The following is a 19,651-nucleotide window of genomic DNA, read 5'->3' as shown; positions in this document are numbered from 1 at the left end:
AATTACACGTATGGATAAGATTGGTGGAGCGCAAAAACATGTGGAGGCACTAGCTATAAAATTAAAGCAAGATGCCCATGAAGTAACCATCGTAACAGGTCTGTATGATGCATCACTTTGGCGCTTACAAGAAGAAAAGATTGATGTTATCAGTATCCCAGCTATGCAACGAGCAATTCATCTAAAAAAAGATTTACAGACCTTTTGGCAATTAAGAGCTGCATTCAAAAAAATAAAACCAGATATCATTGCCGCGCATTCATCGAAGGCGGGCGCAATTGGACGTGTAGTTGGTAGCTTGTTGCGTATTCCAACCGTTTTTACTGCCCATAGCTGGAGTTTTACAGAGGGTGTACCCCGTAAAAAAAAGTTGATGTATAGCCGCATTGAAAAATCAGTGCAGCCATTAACAGCTAAAATTATTACAGTATCTGAATATGACCGTAAGCTAGCGTTAACGCAAAGAATTGCCCCTGCACATAAAATGTTAACGATTCATAATGGCATCGAACAAATAGAAAAGCGAGCAGCACACCATAGAGAGAAAGAGGAGCATCCGTTAATTGTGATGGTTGCTCGCTTTGAAGTGCCAAAAAGACAGGATTTACTGCTAGAGGCTTTAGCTGAGCTTTCTGATGTACCTTGGCGCCTTCAATTTATAGGTGATGGCTCACTGCGTCCTAATTTAGAAAAATTTGTAGCGGATAAGAAGTTAACAGAACGTGTAGCATTTTTGGGCAATCAATTAGATGTCACAGCTTTGCTTGAAGAAAGTCAATTATTTGTCCTGCTTTCCGATTGGGAGGGGTTGCCGATTTCCATTATTGAAGCAATGCGGGCAGGACTTCCCATTATCGCAACGAATGTAGGTGGCATAAATGAGCTAGTTTCTGACAATGAGAATGGATTTTTAATTAACCGAGATGATAAAAGCTTACTAAAGAAAAGGCTAAGACAGTTGTTACTGGATGAGACATTACGGCAAAAAATGGGTGACGTTAGTGAACGTCATTTCTTAAGGAATTTTACATTTACACCAATGTATCAAAAAACATTATTTGTCTACGAACAGGCGGTTTCAAAGTTGGCTAAGAAAGGTGATTAATTTGCAATTAATTCGCATTAGAACAGATGATGAGCTTATGTGGTACAAGGATATTTGGGATGAGATTTTAGCAAATGAAGGCAATGATAACCCATTTATAGAATTTGCTTGGTTTTATAATTGGTGGCAAATTGTAGGGCGTAAAGAGCGAGTGGAGCTCTATGCAGTCGAACAGGAGGGCAATATTATTGCCTTCTTCCCATTTACTGTCCGACTTCGATGGGGGTTACGGATTTACGCGTTCACAGGTGAGAAAGTTGCAAATTACACTGGCATTATAGCAAAAGAAGAATGGCTATTACCTGCTATAACCTTTGTATTTGATCAGCTCATCAAACAACATAAGCACTTACTATTTTCTTTTCATGGACTATTGGAAAGCAAAGAATCTACAAAGGTAATAGAGCAATATTTTATTGAAAGGCAATTACAGCCAAGTATTTTTCGTGTTGTGACACCGTATCTTGCCTTTCACGATATAGATTTCCACAGCCATTTCAAGCAACTTAGAAAATTACATGGTATGGATAGAAGTGAGAGAAAGCTACAGAATTTAGGTTCTTTAACGAGGAAGGTGCCGTCTCAGGACGAGCTTTGGCAAGTGTTTAGATTATATGATCGAAGATGGGCCAAAAAACTAGATACGAGTGATTTTACAAAAGGAAAGAAAAGAGATTTTTTCGAACGCTTAACACTTCTTAAAGGGGAAGCATTGCAAGTAGAGATAGAAGCACTTGTCTTTGAAAATCAATGGATTGCCTTCACCTATGGAATTTGCTGTCGTGGACGTTATGTGTCTTATGCTCTCGCGCATGAACCGACCTTTAATATATTTGGGGCAGGCAAGTTAATGAATCAGGAAACCATCAAGCGAACGTATTCTGAAAACTATCGCTTGTTTGATATGAGTATTGGTTATGAGCCATATAAGTTCGATTGGCGCTCAAGTATTGATTTTACAAGACATATGCTTGTAAGTAGTGGAACGAAGCGTGCAAAACTTTTGGAAAGTTGTTATACGTTAAAAGAGAGATTAAAAGAATTTTTAAAAGGCAACCATCGAGTTGTGGAATGGAGACGTAATACTTTAGGTCAATTACGTTACTTAGTAAAGTATGGGAAAGTCAAAGATTGGCTAGAATATGGACAACTATTCGTAGAAAAGTTTATTCGTTTTAAGCAAGTGGATTTGTTTGAATTATCCCCATTGGACAGTGCAACACCACAACGGCCTGTAGGAGATTTGTTTGAGGAGATGTCAATACAGGAGGCGATGCAACTTGGTCAGGAAGAAATTATTTCTCTTTTTTATAAGGGATATACCATTTATAAAGATTCCTTTGCAGAAACGAATAAGCCTGCGTTTGCTTTACATGCCACTAATTGGCCTGTAGATGCATTGCAAATTGTTGAATCGTTGCCAAAGCAAACTTATTTTTTAACGTATGATGTTTATAAAAATATCGATATTATAACAGCCTTTTTCCAGAAAGTGAAACCTGCGCAAACACTATGGGTTACTGCGAGCTTTTGGCAATGGCGAAAGCGTAAACAATTATTGCAGTTAGGCTATAAACGTATTTCTCGAATGAAACATTTCAAATGTGCTCGTTATGAGCGAAATCATGAAGAAAAATACACAGAGAGTGGGGGCGATGTTCATTCTGTCCATTAAAAGTAAGCGATGGAATATCGCGATGCAGCATTTTTATTTTGTAGAAAAGCCAGCTAATGTTAGAAAAACAATGAAGGTTGTTGGCTATACAAATTCACTTGTGCCAAGCCGGAAGCTTGTAAAAGGTGAGACGGTTCATATTCACCTAACAGAGAGTGAGTTATCGTTGTATCTTGCTCTTTCAGAAAGTAATCGAAAAATCCTTCGTCGTGCACAAAAAGAATCCTATCAAGTTTTTATTTATAAGGAGCCGTCAGAGGAAAATTTACGAGCCTTTCAACAGTTTTATAATAATTTTGCAAAAAGGAAAAAACTTGAGCTAATTAGTAAGTCTCAAATGGAAGCCATTATGCTCTTAAATGATAAAGGTGCTCTATTGTTGTCTGAGATTCGGAGCATTTGCGGACAAACATTATGCTATAGACTTGATATAGTACATGCTAATAAAGCAATGTCTTATTATGTGGCGACTTGCCACTCGCAATCGCTTCCAGATCATTTAAAACGACCAATTCGTTATGCAAATCGTTTCTTATTGTGGCACAATTTATTGCATTTAAAGGAACAGGGCTTTGTTTTATATGACATAGGGAAGCTAACAGATGATCAAAATGTTCGTGAATTTAAACTTAGCTTTGGTGGACAGGTTGTTAATGTTTACTCTGGTTACATTACCCAATCGAAAATAAGTGCATTGTTACTGGGTGTGCAAAAATGGAGGAAGTAGCAATCGAAGTAAATCATGGGGGTCTTGTCATATCATTAGATTTTGAGCTGAATTGGGGTGTCCATGATGTATTTAGATACGGACAATACAATAAAAACCTATACGGTGTACGCCAGGCGTTGCCCAAAATATTAGAGTTATTCGAACAATATGGCATACATGCAACATGGGCAACAGTTGGTTTATTATTTGCAGAAACAAAAGAAGAAATGGCTCATTATTTACGAGGTATCCCTGTAAAATATGAAAACATGCAATATGCAGCACATACACAGTTTTCAAAGGTAGGAGAAAATGAACAAGAAGATCTCTTGCATTTTGGGAGGTCCTTAATCGAGAAGATAAAATGTACACCAAATCAGGAAATAGGAAGTCATACATTTTCGCATTTTTACTGTTTAGAAAAAGGACAAACAGAGGCAAGTTTTCGTACAGATTTACATGCTACCGCCATGATTAGTGAAGATTATGTTGCACCGATGAAGTCAATTGTATTTCCGCGCAATCAAGTAAATGCAGAATATTTCGCAGCATGTCAGGAAGTGGGATTTGTATGTTACAGAGGAAATGAAAAACATCCATTGTACGATCCTCAAAGATTTACGAAGAAAGGTCGGCTATTAGGAGCAAAAAAGTGGCTAGATAGTTATGTTAATGTAACAGGTAATCATTTGGTATCTTTAGAAGAAATGCATCAAGATTCATTTATCAATGTTCGTTCAAGTGCATTCTTAAGGCCTTATTGTAGTCCTTTACGATTTTTTGAGGGATTGAAGATTAATCGTATTAAAGACGGGTTGCATGCAGCTGCAACATCTAAAGCATTTTATCATTTATGGTGGCATCCTCATAACTTTGGTAAGAACATAGAAAAAAATTTAGCCATGCTCGAGGAGATTTTGCAATATTATCAAGAATTACGGAATAAATATAACTTTCAAAGTTATACCATGTATGAAGTCGCTGAGTTATGTCACAGTTTGTCCAAACAGAAAAAATAGCAAACTAGAAAAATGCCTAGTCTGCTATTTTTTTGTTTTACGAATAAAAATACAATTTTCGAGAATTTTTCAGACAATAAAAAGGGAAAGTACCGAGCGATGACGAAATTGTTGTACTAATGTTACTATTTAATATAGAAGAAAATTATTAGGTAGTTTTAAGTAGGTAATAAGTTATCATAGGTCAATGGACTTTGTTTTAAAAAGACTATTTATGGTAGCTATAAAATCGGTGTAAAGGTGGTAGATTATAACATGTTTATACAACCAGGGTGGCAATGGAAGCAAGAAAAGGGCTCAGCAATGCATCAATGGATTAAGCAACAGGAAAATCCTCATCCAAATGATGTCGATATTGTTTTGTACGGTGCTTTATTATCATATGCCAGTGAAGCATCTAAAAAGGCCCAGTATCCAACTGCATTCCGCAAGGTTTGGCCAGGTTTTCAATCTTATAATTTAGATGAGCAGGTAGATTTACGTTCATTAGCAGTCGTTGATGTAGGTGATGTGGCCATCCATGCGACAGATAGAATGCTTTCAGAGTCCGCCATTGAAGCTGCAGTCGAAAACTTAAGTACTGCTTATTCAAAAAGTTTTACGTGCCTTATTGGTGGGGATCATGCGATTACAGCTTGCTCACTAAGAGGGATAAAGAATGCTTTTCCACAGGAACGAATAGGTGTCATTCAAATTGATACGCATTTGGATGCACGGAATCAAGAGGAAGTTGGCTTAGCTTTAGATTCTCCAATACAGAAGCTCATTGCAGCAGGAACCGTCGAGGGAAAACATGTTTATAATGTCGGGTTACACGGCTTTTTCAATTCACCTGAAATGATCCACTACGCTAAAGAACAGGGAATACATATGATTACATTAAAGCAAATGCGCCGCGATGGAATACAACTAACCATTCGTGAAATGCTTCGTCAACTTATGTATGAGGTCGATCGTATTTATGTTTCAGTAGATTTAGACGCATTAGACATTACGTTCGCACCAGATGTCCCTGCAGCAACGCCAGGTGGTTTAACCGCCTATGAGTTGTTTGATATTCTAAAGCTCATTGGCGAAAATGAAGGTGTTCGCCATATCGACTTTGTTTACGCTGATCCAAAAGAGGGGGATCTACGTCAGGAAACAGTGAAGATGGGGGTAACAGCATTTTTACAATGGCTAACCGGCATTCAGCTGGATCACCGTAATCGTATTTCAAAGAAAGGCAAGGCCATAGTTCGGTAGTTATGAATGGTTTGTATATATTTACAATGAAGTTTAATGATAGTTTGCTATAATAGAACAATGCTTAAAAATCAATTACTACAATCATTGTATTGTTATAGAGAGGATTTTTCATCATGACAACAAAACCAAAACTATTAATTGTGGATGGTATGGCGCTATTATTCCGTTCATTTTTTGCTTCTGCTGCGATGGGACATTATATTCGCCTTGCAGATGGTACACCAACTAATGGTGCCCAAGGATTTGTGCGTCATGTATTAACTGCACAATCTATTATGAAGCCGACACATCTTGCAGTTTGTTGGGATATGGGTGCCCATACTTTCCGCAATGAGTTATTTGATGGCTACAAGGCAAATCGACCTGCACCACCAGAGGAAATGCTGCCACAATTTGATATGGCAAAAAATTTATCTCAACAAATTGGCTGGCAAAATTTTGGGGTTAAAGGGATGGAGGCTGATGATTTAATTGGCTCGATGATTACGAAGTGGCAGGATGAGGCTAACATTACGGTAATTAGTGGAGACAAAGATTTACTGCAGCTTTTAAGACCATCAACGGAAATTGCTTTTACAAAAAAAGGCTACACAGAGTATGACATTTACACGCATACACGCTTTAAAGAAGAATATGGCATTGAACCATTGCAATTTGCACAGGTTAAGGCATTTATGGGTGATACTAGCGACGGTTACCCAGGCGTTAAAGGAATTGGACCAAAGCAGGCACTTACACTAATTCAAACATATGGTTCTATTGATAATGTTCTTTCATCGTTGGATGAATTAAAACCAGGTCAACGTACGAAAATTAAAGAGAATCTAGATATGCTAAAATTGTCACACGAGCTTGCAACTATTCAAACAAACGTAGCAATTGAAGCTGAATTTACAAAGTTAGCTATCCCAAGCTACGAGCCGCAAGTGTTTAAAGAAATTGAAGCACATGGTTACACATTAATTGCCAAGCAGGCACGTTCGTTGTATTCCCTTATTTAACTTCTTTCAGCAGATGTTTTTTGCATCGAAAGCATAGCGGCAAATGTTTTTTGCGCGAAAGCACAGCGACAGCGTAGATACAGAAGACTCCCATCTCTATAGGTGGTGAGATGAATGCGAGTTGGTTCCACTTCAAAAATTAAGCGAATGCAAAGAAGTTAAGTAGGAGATTAACTGACCATAAAAGCCAGTGAAGACTAAAAATCAGTGGGGGATGAAGAAAAACCCTCACTGATTTTTAGTTCGGTGTAATTTTTACGAAGCTCAACACTTTGTCATTATCTTTAAAAGATGCTGTTCGGATTTTACTTTCACGATCATGACCACCATTATCATGGAACATTAACAATAGCTCATCATTTCGTATTTCATAGCCAATAAGTGGTACCCAATGATAGGCGAAGGCAGATTTTTTATCCCTCCAATTCAGGCTAAAATATCGGTCAAAGCGTATGGCGACAGGACGGCCTGCATCAATTTCCTGCATAGCCTCTTTTAGTGAACAATCGCGAATATCCCATGTTGGACGAAGCCGACGGAGATTGCGAATGAGACGCCATTTGAATAACCCGATTTTTGTTCCACCAAGAAGTTTATAAAGCTCATTTACCGAAGGAGCTGTGTCGTTTAAATAGTTTAAGATTACGTGTACGGTCGTAGGCCCACAGGCAGAATTACGATAGTTTGGTGAAATGGATGCATCGTATTGTGATTTTCCATGTAATGATAATTGTTGGTGCATCATATTCTCCTTTGTAAAAAGAGCCGCATTTCAATAAGAAATGCAGCTCTTTTTCTGATTATTGTTGTGTAAATAAGAGAATTCAGTAACTTGCGGCTTTCGCTGCAGATTAGTAGCTCTTCTACATTAACTTTGCTATTTTAGTCTAGCTAATTATTGTTGTGCAGATAAGAATTCTGTAACTTGCTGAGGTGTTTTAGCATTGGCACTATGTAAATGTGCTAATTTTTCACCGTTTTGGAAAATTAATAGGCTTGGGATACCCATAACATCATATTTGTCTGCAATTTCTGGAAGCTCATCGCGGTTAAGCTCGTACCAGTCATATTGGTTGTACTCTTCGATAATTGGATCAATGAACATATTCATGCGTGTGCAATCAGGGCACCAGCCAGCATAAAATTTCACTAGTACCTTTTGGTCACCAGAGATCAGTTCATTAAATTGTTCAGCAGTTGTAATTGTTTTCATTAGTATTTCACTCTCCTTGCTTTCCATTCTACACATTTTTCTCGTAACCTGAAAGTTTTCTGTTTGGCATTATTGATATCTACTTGTTGTCCTATTTTTGCTCGTAAAAAACAAAAAAAGTTGTATATTGCAAAAATAATTGAAGAAAAAAGATTGCTAAATTAGACAAAATAATCTACACTAAGAACAGAAAAGTAGTTTTATCTTCATTCGGTGGGAAATGTTACCTCTGAAATTATAATGGTAGCTGAACGAAGATAAGCCTCAGTCGTATGCTACAGAATTTGTTAACTATTTACAAAATCTGGGCAAAAAAGTACGCTAAGGCAGACTTGATATTTTTTTGGTCAAAAAATGAATGGCTATTCATTCAATGGGAGAATAAGGGGGAATTGCTTGTGACTTACAACATTAAAAAAGCAGCTGTTCTAGGTTCTGGGGTAATGGGCTCCGGAATTGCAGCACATTTAGCAAACATCGGTATTCCAACATTATTACTAGATATTGCGCCGAAGGAACTAACAAAAGAGGAAGAGGCAAAGGGACTTTCTCTAGAGCATCCAGCTGTAAGAAATCGTATTGTAAACGGAGCTGTTCAAAAGTTATTAAAGCAAAAGCCAGCACCACTTACTTCTAAGAAAAATTTATCACTACTAACGGTTGGCAACTTTGAGGACGATTTAGAGAAGTTAAAAGATGTAGATTGGATTATTGAGGTTGTCGTTGAAAATTTAGCAATTAAACAAAACTTATATGAAAAAATTGATGCTGTACGTACGCCTGGAACAATTATTAGTTCAAACACATCTGGCATCAGTATTAATGCAATGGCAGAAGGGCGTTCTGAAGATTTTAAAAAGCATTTCCTTGGCACTCACTTTTTCAACCCGCCTCGTTATTTAAAATTGCTTGAAGTTATTCCAGCGAACACAACAGCGCCAGAGGTTGTAAGTTTTATGAAAACACTGGGAGAAGATGTGCTTGGAAAAGGTGTCGTACTTGCCAAGGATACGCCAAACTTCATTGCCAATCGTATTGGAACGTACGGTTTACTAATCACATTACAAGAAATGGTGAAGGGCGATTATTCAATTGGCGAAGTGGATTCTGTAACAGGCCCACTAATCGGACGTCCAAAATCTGCAACCTTCCGAACGTTAGATGTGGTAGGTTTAGATACATTTATTCACGTCGCAAAAAATGTCTATGATCAAACAACAGGCGAAGAGCAGCAAGTATTTGCAGTACCAGAATTCCTGCAGAAAATGGTAGCGAACGGCTGGTTAGGAGCAAAATCTGGTCAAGGCTTCTTCCTAAAGCAAGGCAAAGAAATACTTGAAATTGATCCAAGCACATTAGAATATAGCCCAGCGAAAAAATTAAAAACACCTTCCATTGAAATGGCAAAACAAACGCGTGGGTTAGCAAATAAGGTGAAAATGTTAACATATGCCAAGGATCGTACAGGAGAGCTATTATGGGGTATCTTCGCTCCGACGCTCATATACTCTGCACAGTTACATGGTGAAATTGCTGATGATATCGTAGCAATTGACAATGCTATGAAATGGGGCTTCGGCTGGCAGCAAGGTCCGTTTGAAATATGGGATGCAATTGGCGTGAAAGAATCTGTAGCGAAAATGGAGAAAGAGGGTCGTGAAGTACCGGCATTTGTCAAAGAAATGTTAGCGAACGGCTATGACACATTCTATTCTGAAATTGACGGAGACTTAGCGTACTATAATGGTTCACAATATGTAAAAGTGCCAGTCAATGAAAAAGAAATTAACTTAAAACGCTACAAGAAAAAGCATGGTGTTATTAAATCAAATACAGGTGCTAGCTTAATAGATTTAGGTGACGGAATTGCATTACTTGAATTCCACTCTCAGTCAAATGCAATTGGCTTAGACATTATTCAAATGATTAACTATGCGATTGACGAAGTAGAGGCAAACTTTAAAGGCTTAGTCATCGGAAATCAAGGTAAAAACTACTGTGTAGGTGCTAATCTAGGAATGATTTTAGTAGAAGCACAGGATGATAATATCTTTGAACTAGATTTCGTTATTAAAGCTTTCCAGGATGCAATGCAGAAGATTAAATACTCTCGTAAGCCAGTTGTGGCAGCACCTTTTGCAATGACTCTTGGTGGTGGTGCAGAGGTTTGCTTACCAGCTGCACATATTCAAGCAACAATGGAAACATATATGGGCTTAGTGGAAGTAGGCGTTGGCTTAATTCCAGGCGGTGGCGGTAATAAAGCACTTTACCAAAAATTCATCAAAGGCTTACCAAACGATGTCGAGGTAGACTATCAACATATTGCTAATAAAGTATTTGAAACAATTGCAATGGCAAAAGTTTCGACATCTGGTGAAGAAGCGCGTGAGAATAACTTCTTAAATTTTGCTGACGGAATTTCTGTTAACCCAGATCACCAAATATATGATGCAAAACAAGCTGCACTAGCGCTTTATGAGGCAGGCTATCAACCACCTGTACCTACGAAAGTTCCTGTAGTCGGTGCATCTGGCTACGGTACGCTACTAATCGGTGCGCAAGGAATGTTTGAATCAGGCTATATTAGTGAACACGATTTAACAATTGCTAAAAAATTAGCGTATGTTATTGCTGGTGGTAAAGTTCCATACGGCACATTAGTAGATGAACAATACCTATTAAACTTAGAACGTGAGGCATTCCTAAGCCTAGTGGCAAATCCATTATCTCAACAAAGAATGCAGCACATGCTTTTAAAGGGAAAACCACTACGTAACTAATGTTAAGACTGAACTGACCATACTTGCACATGAAACAAAGGGGGATTAATACGATGCGTGAAGCCGTTATTGTAGCAGGAGCACGAACTCCTATTGGAAAAGCGAAGAAGGGTTCTTTAGCAACAGTTAGACCAGATGATTTTGGAGCGGTCGTTGTCAAAGAAACATTAAAAAGAGCGGGCTATGAAGGTCCGATTGACGATTTAATTTTAGGGTGTGCAATGCCAGAAGCTGAGCAAGGCATGAACGTAGCACGTAGCATTGGGGCGCTTGCAGGGTTACCGGATACAACACCAGCGCTAACAATTAATAGATTCTGTTCATCAGGATTACAAGCAATTGCTTATGCAGCAGAGCGTATAATGCTTGGTCATTCGAAGGCGATTCTTGCTGGTGGTGTTGAGTCGATGAGTATGGTGCCAATGGTTGGTAATACACCTCGCTTAAATCCGACTTTAGCAGAAACTGCTCCTCAATATTATATGGGGATGGGGCATACCGCTGAAGAAGTGGCACGTCAGTACAATGTAAGTCGAGAAGACCAAGATGCATTTGCTGTCCGTTCACACGAGCTTGCCGAAAAAGCTATTAAAGAAGGTAAGTTTAATGATGAAATCGTTCCAATCGAGGTAGAACAGCATTACGTGGATGATAATAATAAACCACAAGTGAAAAAATTCACGTTTAGTATGGATGAGGGTGTACGTCCAGGAACTTCTGTAGAAGGTTTAGCGAAACTTCGACCAGCCTTCCATGTGAAGGGCAGTGTTACAGCCGGTAATGCCTCTCAAACTTCTGATGGTGCAGCAGCAGTACTGGTGATGGATCGTGAGGAAGCTGAAAAGCAAGGACTTACGCCGATGGCAAAGTTTTTAGGCTTTGCAGTTGGTGGTGTACCTCCTGAGGTGATGGGTATTGGCCCAATTGTGGCAGTACCAAAAGCACTTGAAATTGCAGGTCTAGCAATTGATGACATCGACATTTGGGAAATTAATGAAGCCTTTGCCTCACAATCTTTACAGGTTGTACGTCATCTAGGCATCGACCAAAACAAAGTAAATGTCAATGGTGGAGCAATTGCGGTAGGTCATCCACTTGGTGCAACTGGAGCCATTTTAACATTAAAGCTTATTCATGAATTGAAGCGTCAAGGTAAGAAATACGGTGTCGTAACAATGTGTATTGGCGGCGGTATGGGCGCAGCAGGCGTATTTGAAATTCTATAACTTATTTCAGTAGCTGTTCAAACATCTGCTGAAATAGAGGAACTCAGGCTAAGGACTTCACATCCTGTGGAAACGCCTGAGTGACCAACATCGAGTTGGCCTAAAGCTTCCGGCGTATGTCATGGATTCGGAAAGGAGTTCTTTGTGCTTGCATAAAGTCGAATCCAGACGCAATTATGCCAAAGGATTGTTGCTAGAACAGCTTGGAGTGCGGCGTTTCCGGTTGCCTCCGAACACAGTGCTTCGAGCTTTTCTATATATTGGGGAAATAAAGCCATTAAAAATAGATGCATAGGGAGGAAGTTTAGCATGACAGAAAAAACAACGGATTTCATTAAAGGCGGCGGATTTATTATTGAAGATGTGGAATTGGATCGTGTATTTACACCAGAAGATTTCACAGATGAGCATAAAATGATTGCTAAAACTACAGAAGAGTATGTAGCAAATGAAGTGTTACCAGTAGTAGAAAATTTAGAACACCATGAATTTGAGCATTCAGTTCGTCTATTAAAAAGTGCAGGTGAGCTTGGCTTACTAGGTGCAGATGTACCTGAAGAATATGAAGGTCTAGGATTAGATAAAGTTTCTTCTGCATTAATCGCAGAAAAAATGTCTGTTGCTGGCGGCTTCTCTATTACGCATGGTGCACATGTAGGTATTGGATCTTTACCGATCGTACTTTTCGGCAACGAAGAGCAAAAGAAAAAGTATCTTCCAAAGCTTGCTTCAGGTGAATTAATTGCTGCTTATGCATTAACAGAGCCAGGTTCAGGTTCTGATGCATTAGGTGCAAAAACGACAGCGAAATTAAATAATGCAGGTACACACTATATTCTAAATGGTGAAAAGCAATGGATTACAAATGCAGGCTTTGCTGATGTATTTGTTGTCTATGCCAAAATCGATGGCGATAAATTCTCAGCATTTATCGTAGAACGTGCTTACAATGGCGTTTCAGTAGGACCAGAAGAGAAGAAAATGGGTATCAAATCTTCTTCAACTCGTACATTAGTACTTGAAGATGCAGAAGTACCTGTTGAAAACCTACTAGGAGAAGTGGGTCGCGGACACGTTATTGCCTTTAATATTTTAAATATCGGTCGCTATAAACTAGGTGTTGGAACAATTGGTGGCTCGAAGCGTGCATTAGAGCTAGCCATTCAATACACGAACCAACGTCAGCAATTCAAAACAAAGCTGTCTGATTTTAATCTAACAAAAGAAAAATTATCGACAATGGCTTCTCAATTATATGCGTCTGAATCATTAAACTATCGTACAGTAGGCTTATTTGAGGACCGTTTAAGTCAATTAAGCCCTGAAGAGCAAAAGCAAGGAAAAGTAATTGCTGGTGCAATTGCCGAGTATGCGATTGAATGCTCTATTGCGAAAGTTTTCGGCTCAGAAACTTTAGATTACATTGCAGATGAGGCTGTTCAATTACATGGTGGTTACGGTTTTATGGCTGAATATGAAGTTGAACGTATTTACCGTGATTCTCGTATTAATCGTATTTTTGAGGGTACAAATGAAATTAACCGTATGATCGTACCTGGTACCTTTATGAAAAAGGCATTGAAAGGTGAACTACCATTACTTCAAGTAGCTCAAAATTTACAGCAAGAGCTTCTTATGTTAATGCCTGAGGATATCGGTACAGAGCCATTAGCACAAGAAAAATATCTTGTGAAAAATGCGAAGAAAATTGCTGTTTTAGCAGCAGGTTTAGCGGCACAACGCTACGGCGCGAAGCTTGATCAAGAGCAAGAAGTATTAGTGAATATTGCAAACATTGCAAACCAATTGTTCGCTATGGAGTCTGCTGTATTACGTACAGAAAAAGCTATTGCTCGTGACGGTGCTGAAAAAGCGCATCAAAAATTACTGTACACTCAAATCTTCTGCCAAGAAGCATTTGCAGAAATTGAAAAAGAAGCAAAAGACACAATTCTTGCTTCAGCAGACGGTGATGCAGCACGCATGACATTATCTGCACTACGTAAGTTAACTCGTAACAATCCATACAACTTAATCGCGAAGAAACGAGAAGCTTCTGTTAAGCTAATCGAAGCAGAAAAATTTGTAGTTTAATCATAAAAAAAGCCTAGCTATCCGACATGTGATAGCTAGGTTTTTTGTTGAGAAACTATAGTATCAGTGAGATTTACAGGTGTCATATTAAATAAAGCTCTTTGGCAGATGTGGCAATCAACTTATCTACATGATATATGATTTAACAAAATATCATTTTGAGTTTTATCGCCCAACTTTTGAATTTTATCGATTAACTTTCACGTTTTACCACCCAACTTCTGAATTTTATCGATATCCACCTGCCAAGACCCCACGCTTTGGCGTGATGAGGTTTCACTTTGGTTCGTAACAGTTATGATGGTATACTACAGAAAATGAGAAGACGCTGAAAGTTAGTGTCCTAGTAGAGGAGCCTTTAAATGACGATTCAATTTATTCATTATCCAAAATGTACTACTTGTAAAAAAGCGCAAAAGTGGCTAAATGACAATGGGATTTCATATGAAGAAGTTCACATTGTTGAGCAACCACCTACGAAGGATGAATTAACAAGCTTATGGCAAGCAAGTGAAATCCCTTTAAAGAAATTTTTTAATACTTCTGGTATGAAATATCGTGAACTTGGCTTGAAGGATAAACTGGCTGACATGACTGATGAGGAGCAACTAGAACTGCTTGCTTCAGATGGTATGCTGATTAAACGTCCGATTGTAACAGATGGAAAAAAAGTTACTTTAGGGTTTAAAGAATCGGATTTTGAGCAAGCTTGGAAATAACCGCTTTTAACTTCTTTTAGCAGAAGTCAACCACCTCTATAGGTGTGTGTTGAATTCGGTTATAAGTCACTTTTCAAACATCCGCTGAAATAGAGGAACTCAGTCTAAGAACGCCACGTCCTGTGGCAACGACTGAGTGACCAACATCGCGTTGGCCCAAAGCCTCCGGCGGATGTCAAGGAATCGGAAAGGAGTTCTTTGTGCAAGCACAAAGCCGATTCCGGACACAATTATGCCGAGGCATAATTGATTCTTGCTTGTTTTTATGCAAGAAGTATGGCACACTGAAAATGAATATATTACATATTTATGGAGGGGTTTTTTGCATGAGCACACCTAAAGACTTACGATACTCTGAAGAACATGAATGGGTAAAAGTAGAAGATGGTAAAGTACGTATCGGTATTTCACACTTCGCACAATCTGAACTTGGAGATATCGTTTTCGTTGAGCTTCCACAAGTTGGCGATGAAATCAAAACAGATGATCCATTCGGTAGCGTAGAATCTGTTAAGACAGTTTCTGAATTATACGCACCAATCTCAGGTACAGTAGTTGAAGTAAATGCAGATTTAGAAGATAGCCCAGAATTCGTAAATGAATCACCATATGAAAAAGCATGGATGATCGTGGTAGAGCCTGCTGATGCATCAGAAGTTGAAAAACTTATGACAGCTGAGCAATACGAAGAAATGATTGCAGAATAAGACAAGCCTGTAATAGAAAAACGTCGGAACTCACCGGCGTTTTTTGTTATCTTCATCCAGTAAAATGTTTTAGTGGGACTACAGATCCTCTATAGTTGGTGCGAGTATAGCCCCTATTCAAGGCCTACAATATCACAACCTGTGAAAATGCCTGAGTGACCATCAAGTTTATTAATATAATGATTATAAGGGAAAAATAGGGGGTGGCGTGATGTTCGATGGGAAGTGCTTAATTGTTGAGGGCCGTTCGGATAAGCTTCAAATTGAACCTATTTTAAGTGAAGATGTTACAATACTTTGTACGAATGGTACAATTGGTGTACATCAATTAGAAGAGCTCCTCGATCCATATGAGGGCTATGAACTTTATACATTTTTTGATGCAGATACATCAGGTGATAAGCTACGGGCATTAATGGACAGACATTATCCAGAGGCTGAGCATTTACGTACGATGCCAACTTATAAGGAAGTTGAGACAACACCGAGAAAAGTGTTAGCGATGATATTACTACGTGCACATTTCTCAATCCATAATGAATATATTTTGTAAGGTTGCGTGAAAAAGATGGAAGAATGGTCAAAAGAGCAGTGGGACGCGGCAATACAGTCGGGTGAAAAAGCTGCTTTTTATTTATATACACCTATGTGTGGAACATGTGCAGTTGCATCGAAAATGATGACAGTTATCGAGCAATTATTACCACAGCTACCAATTGGTAAAGCAAATATAAATTATTTTGAGCAAATAGCTTATGATAATAAAATCGAAAGTGTACCATGTTTACTCGTCTGTGATGGCGGAAAAGTGACAGAAAAGCTCTACGCATTTCAATCCGTACCGTTTTTGTACGAATTGTTAAAAAAATCAATTGACTGAACTTTACATGCGTGGTAAAGTAACAAATATATTACTAAAACAATAAATATATCGAACTCTTATAAAGAGCGGCGGAGGGAAGTGCCCTATGAAGCCCGGCAACCATCACACATGTGAAAAGGTGCCAAATCACCCAAAGATTTATCTTTGAAAGATGAGAGAACGGTTTAGCGTAAATTTACGTGACCCCTTCTACTTGTCTATGAGTGAAGGGGTTTTTTATCTTCATTCAGTGGGTGTACAAACACCTACTGAAATAGAGGAACTCAGTCTAAGAACGCCACGTCCTGTGGCAACGACTGAGTAACCAACATCATGTTGTTGCTGTCGCTACGCTTTCGCACAGACAAAACCATTTTGCTGCCGCTGCGTTAGCACTACGCTTTCGCACAAAAAACATCTGTTGGCCCAAAGCTCTGGCGGATGTCACGGATTTTGAAAGGAGGCCTGCACGAGGGCCGACACGATGTCGGTCATTTCGGTAAAGCCACAGGACGTGGCGTTTTTACCGATGTAGGTCAGTTAACCGTTGTCACAGGAAGTGACGGTTTTAGGTTAACTTCCTACAAATGGCACAATTCAAAATCCGGACGCAATTACGCCAAGGCGAAATTGATATAAAGAAAAGGAGTATACGCCATGATCCAGCTTCAGAATATTACGAAGAAATACAAAACCGCGAATGGCGAATTAACAGCAGTCAAAGACGTCAACCTTTCTATCAATAAAGGTGAAATTTTTGGCATAATCGGCTATAGTGGCGCTGGTAAAAGTACAATGATTCGTTTGTTAAACGGTTTAGAAAAGCCTACATCCGGTACGGTGACGGTTAACAATCAAGAATTTTCATCTATAAAGGGGCAAAAGCTCAGAGATGCTAGACAAAAGGTCAGTATGATTTTCCAGCATTTTAATTTACTGTGGTCAAGAACTGTTGAGGAAAATATCGCTTTTCCGCTTGAAATCGCAGGTGTTGCGAAGGCAAAACGTGAAGCACGTGTGAAAGAATTGATAGCACTAGTTGGCTTAGAAGGACGCGCTAAGGCATATCCATCGCAACTATCAGGGGGACAAAAGCAACGTGTAGGTATAGCTCGTGCGCTTGCTAATAATCCAGAGGTATTGTTATGTGATGAGGCAACATCCGCACTTGATCCTGAGACAACAGATGCTATCCTTGATCTTCTTGTCGATATTAACGAACGATTAGGTCTAACAATTGTGTTAATCACACATGAAATGCACGTTATTCGCAAAATCTGTCACCGTGTAGCAGTTATGGAGGCTGGAGAAATTGTAGAGCGCGGTGAGGTTTTACAAGTATTCCAAGCCCCTCAAGCTGCTATTACGAAAAAATTCGTTTCTCAAATTACGGATACGAAGGAAACACAGGAAACTGTGGCGCAGATTAAAGCAAATTACCCTACTGGACAACTTGTAAAGCTTATCTTTGTAGGAGAAAAAACAAAGCAGCCAGTGATTTCACATCTTGTGAAGCAATTCGATGTAGAGGTAAGCATTGTTCATGGGAATATTTCGCAAACGAAAAATGGTGCGTACGGAACACTCATTGTGCAAATTGATGGCTCAGAAGCGAATATTGCCAATGCGCTTAGCTACTTAAATACAGTCGAAGTACAAACGGAGGTGATTGCAAATGTTAACTAATCTCTTTCCGAATGTCGATTGGAATAAAATGTGGGATGCTACTTATGAAACATTGTACATGACAACGATTTCAACAGTTATCACATTTGTTCTAGGCTTATTAATTGGGATTTTACTATTTTTAACAAGTCCTAACCAATTATGGGCGAATAAAATTGTTAACTTTTTAACAGGTTCACTTGTTAATATTTTTCGCTCAATACCATTTATTGTATTGATTATTTTGTTAATTCCATTTACGAAATATTTACTCGGCACAATTCGTGGTGCCAATGCAGCTTTACCAGCACTAATTATTGGTGCGGCACCATTCTACGCACGTATGGTATTAATTGCATTACGTGAAATTGATAAAGGTGTTATTGAAGCAGCTCGTTCAATGGGGGCCAAAACATCAACGATTATTTTGAAAGTATTAATTCCAGAATCGTTACCAGCGCTTATTTCGGGTATTACAGTAACGGCCGTAGCACTTGTTGGTTATACTGCGATGGCAGGTATTATCGGTGCAGGTGGTCTAGGAAACTTAGCCTTCTTAGACGGCTTCCAACGTAATCGCGAAGATGTGACATTAATGGCAACTATTTTGATCTTAGTAGTAGTATTTATCATTCAATGGATTGGCGATATGATTACAGCCAAAACAGATAAACGCTAAAAACAATAAGAGGTTATTCCGGTTATATACCGCTAACATATTTTGAACAAGATAAAAGGGAGTGTAATAAAATGAAGAAGTTATTAGTAGGATTATTCCTATCAGTATTAGTACTTGCTTTGGCTGCTTGTGGTGCTGATAAAAAAGAGGATGCAAGCTCAGATAAAGCAGATAGTAAAGAAAACGTAACTTTAAAAGTAGGTGCTTCTAATACACCACATGCAGTTATCTTAGAAAAAGCTAAACCGATTTTAGCTAAAGAAGGTATTGATTTAATAATTGAACCATACCAAGACTATGTTTTACCTAACCAAGATTTAGAATCAGGAGACCTGGACGCAAACTATTTCCAACATATTCCTTACCTAAATTTACAAATTAAAGATAATGGTTATGATTTCGTAAATGCTGGTGGCGTTCACATCGAGCCAATCGGTATCTACTCTAAAAAATATAAATCTCTTGAAGATTTACCAGAAGGTGCAACAATTTTACTTTCTAGCTCAGTTTCTGACCACGGCCGTATGCTTTCATTATTAGAAGCAAAGGGATTAATTAAACTTAAAGAGGGTATCGATAAAACAGCAGCAGAAATCAAAGATATCGTAGAAAACCCTAAAAACTTCAAATTCGATGCTAATACAGCACCTGAAATGCTTGTACAAATGTACGAGAACAATGAGGGTGATGCAGTTCTTATCAACTCTAACTTTGCAATCGACAATGGCTTAAATCCACTTGAAGACGCTATTTCTCTTGAAGATAAGGAATCTCCATATGTAAATATTGTTGCTGTTCGTAAAGGTGACGAAACAAAACAAGAAATTAAAAAATTATTAGAAGTATTAAAATCTAAAGAAATCCAAGACTTCATCATTGAAGAATGGAAAGGTGCAGTAGTACCTGTTAAATAATTTTTCTACAAAAGGGTATGTAAGTATTAAAG

Annotated in this window: 19 protein-coding genes and 1 riboswitch; of the genes, 17 read left to right on the top strand and 2 right to left on the bottom strand. The window is 38.6% G+C overall.

Going from position 1 to position 19,651, the window contains the following annotated elements; all coding sequences use genetic code 11:
* Nucleotides 1-10 precede the first annotated feature (10 nt).
* The 6 genes from ACIQXF_RS08205 to ACIQXF_RS08180 all read left to right on the top strand — a co-directional run bounded on the left by ACIQXF_RS08205 (nt 11) and on the right by ACIQXF_RS08180 (nt 6,757).
* Nucleotides 11-1,105 carry a glycosyltransferase family 4 protein gene (locus ACIQXF_RS08205; protein WP_402781256.1) on the top strand — a complete coding sequence of 365 codons (1,095 nt, stop codon included), beginning with the start codon at nt 11-13 and terminating at the stop codon, nt 1,103-1,105.
* Between the two features lies 1 nt (nt 1,106).
* Nucleotides 1,107-2,780: a GNAT family N-acetyltransferase gene (locus ACIQXF_RS08200; protein WP_402781253.1), complete on the top strand. Its 1,674-nt coding sequence runs from the start codon at nt 1,107-1,109 to the stop codon at nt 2,778-2,780.
* Nucleotides 2,731-3,507 carry a hypothetical protein gene (locus ACIQXF_RS08195; RefSeq protein ID WP_402781250.1) on the top strand — a complete coding sequence of 259 codons (777 nt, stop codon included), beginning with the start codon at nt 2,731-2,733 and terminating at the stop codon, nt 3,505-3,507. The genes ACIQXF_RS08200 and ACIQXF_RS08195 overlap by 50 nt, the downstream gene beginning before the upstream one ends.
* Complete coding sequence (locus ACIQXF_RS08190) at nt 3,495-4,508, top strand: polysaccharide deacetylase family protein (RefSeq protein WP_402781247.1); 1,014 nt, start codon at nt 3,495-3,497, stop codon at nt 4,506-4,508. The genes ACIQXF_RS08195 and ACIQXF_RS08190 overlap by 13 nt, the downstream gene beginning before the upstream one ends.
* Before the next feature lie 255 nt (nt 4,509-4,763).
* On the top strand, nt 4,764-5,753 hold the full coding sequence (locus ACIQXF_RS08185; protein WP_402781244.1) for an agmatinase family protein: 990 nt from the start codon (nt 4,764-4,766) through the stop codon (nt 5,751-5,753).
* 116 nt (nt 5,754-5,869) lie between these two features.
* Nucleotides 5,870-6,757 carry a 5'-3' exonuclease gene (locus tag ACIQXF_RS08180; RefSeq protein ID WP_402781241.1) on the top strand — a complete coding sequence of 296 codons (888 nt, stop codon included), beginning with the start codon at nt 5,870-5,872 and terminating at the stop codon, nt 6,755-6,757.
* 238 nt (nt 6,758-6,995) lie between these two features.
* On the opposite strand, the gene ACIQXF_RS08175 is transcribed toward ACIQXF_RS08180, so the two are convergent.
* A complete protein-coding gene (locus tag ACIQXF_RS08175; RefSeq protein ID WP_402781298.1) occupies nt 6,996-7,499 on the bottom strand; it encodes a C39 family peptidase in 504 nt (167 codons plus the stop codon).
* Between the two features lie 153 nt (nt 7,500-7,652).
* A complete protein-coding gene (locus tag ACIQXF_RS08170; protein WP_402781238.1) occupies nt 7,653-7,997 on the bottom strand; it encodes a thioredoxin family protein in 345 nt (114 codons plus the stop codon).
* 371 nt (nt 7,998-8,368) lie between these two features.
* Between ACIQXF_RS08170 and ACIQXF_RS08165 the strand changes: the two genes are divergently transcribed.
* The 11 genes from ACIQXF_RS08165 to ACIQXF_RS08115 all read left to right on the top strand — a co-directional run bounded on the left by ACIQXF_RS08165 (nt 8,369) and on the right by ACIQXF_RS08115 (nt 19,619).
* A complete protein-coding gene (locus ACIQXF_RS08165) occupies nt 8,369-10,753 on the top strand; it encodes a 3-hydroxyacyl-CoA dehydrogenase/enoyl-CoA hydratase family protein (RefSeq protein WP_402781235.1) in 2,385 nt (794 codons plus the stop codon).
* A 53-nt stretch (nt 10,754-10,806) separates the two neighbouring features.
* Nucleotides 10,807-11,979 (top strand): acetyl-CoA C-acetyltransferase, encoded by a 1,173-nt coding sequence (locus ACIQXF_RS08160; RefSeq protein ID WP_402781232.1) that lies wholly within the window; start codon nt 10,807-10,809, stop codon nt 11,977-11,979.
* A gap of 309 nt (nt 11,980-12,288) precedes the next feature.
* Nucleotides 12,289-14,073, top strand: coding sequence for an acyl-CoA dehydrogenase family protein (locus ACIQXF_RS08155; RefSeq protein ID WP_402781229.1), 1,785 nt, complete (start codon nt 12,289-12,291; stop codon nt 14,071-14,073).
* 362 nt (nt 14,074-14,435) lie between these two features.
* Complete coding sequence (locus ACIQXF_RS08150; RefSeq protein ID WP_402781227.1) at nt 14,436-14,792, top strand: arsenate reductase family protein; 357 nt, start codon at nt 14,436-14,438, stop codon at nt 14,790-14,792.
* Nucleotides 14,793-15,118: 326 nt separating this feature from the next.
* Nucleotides 15,119-15,499, top strand: coding sequence for a glycine cleavage system protein GcvH (gcvH, locus tag ACIQXF_RS08145; protein WP_402781224.1), 381 nt, complete (start codon nt 15,119-15,121; stop codon nt 15,497-15,499).
* 211 nt (nt 15,500-15,710) lie between these two features.
* Complete coding sequence (locus tag ACIQXF_RS08140) at nt 15,711-16,052, top strand: toprim domain-containing protein (protein ID WP_402781221.1); 342 nt, start codon at nt 15,711-15,713, stop codon at nt 16,050-16,052.
* A 15-nt stretch (nt 16,053-16,067) separates the two neighbouring features.
* Nucleotides 16,068-16,379: a thioredoxin family protein gene (locus ACIQXF_RS08135; protein WP_402781218.1), complete on the top strand. Its 312-nt coding sequence runs from the start codon at nt 16,068-16,070 to the stop codon at nt 16,377-16,379.
* A 56-nt stretch (nt 16,380-16,435) separates the two neighbouring features.
* Nucleotides 16,436-16,540: riboswitch (SAM riboswitch) on the top strand.
* Entirely contained in the window at nt 16,534-16,686 is a 153-nt protein-coding gene (locus ACIQXF_RS08130) for a hypothetical protein (protein ID WP_402781215.1), read from the top strand. (Overlaps the previous riboswitch by 7 nt.)
* Nucleotides 16,687-17,018: 332 nt before the next feature.
* Nucleotides 17,019-18,047, top strand: coding sequence for a methionine ABC transporter ATP-binding protein (locus ACIQXF_RS08125; RefSeq protein ID WP_402781212.1), 1,029 nt, complete (start codon nt 17,019-17,021; stop codon nt 18,045-18,047).
* Nucleotides 18,037-18,705, top strand: coding sequence for a methionine ABC transporter permease (locus ACIQXF_RS08120; protein ID WP_402781209.1), 669 nt, complete (start codon nt 18,037-18,039; stop codon nt 18,703-18,705). Before ACIQXF_RS08125 ends, ACIQXF_RS08120 begins: the two co-directional genes overlap by 11 nt.
* A gap of 71 nt (nt 18,706-18,776) precedes the next feature.
* Nucleotides 18,777-19,619 carry a MetQ/NlpA family ABC transporter substrate-binding protein gene (locus tag ACIQXF_RS08115; protein ID WP_402781206.1) on the top strand — a complete coding sequence of 281 codons (843 nt, stop codon included), beginning with the start codon at nt 18,777-18,779 and terminating at the stop codon, nt 19,617-19,619.
* The last annotated feature ends 32 nt before the right edge of the window (nt 19,620-19,651 follow it).

The organism is Lysinibacillus sp. NPDC097231, assembly GCF_044761885.1.
In the GTDB taxonomy this organism is placed as follows: Bacteria; Bacillota; Bacilli; order Bacillales_A; family Planococcaceae; genus Lysinibacillus.
This window is presented reverse-complemented; position numbering and strand designations above follow the sequence as displayed.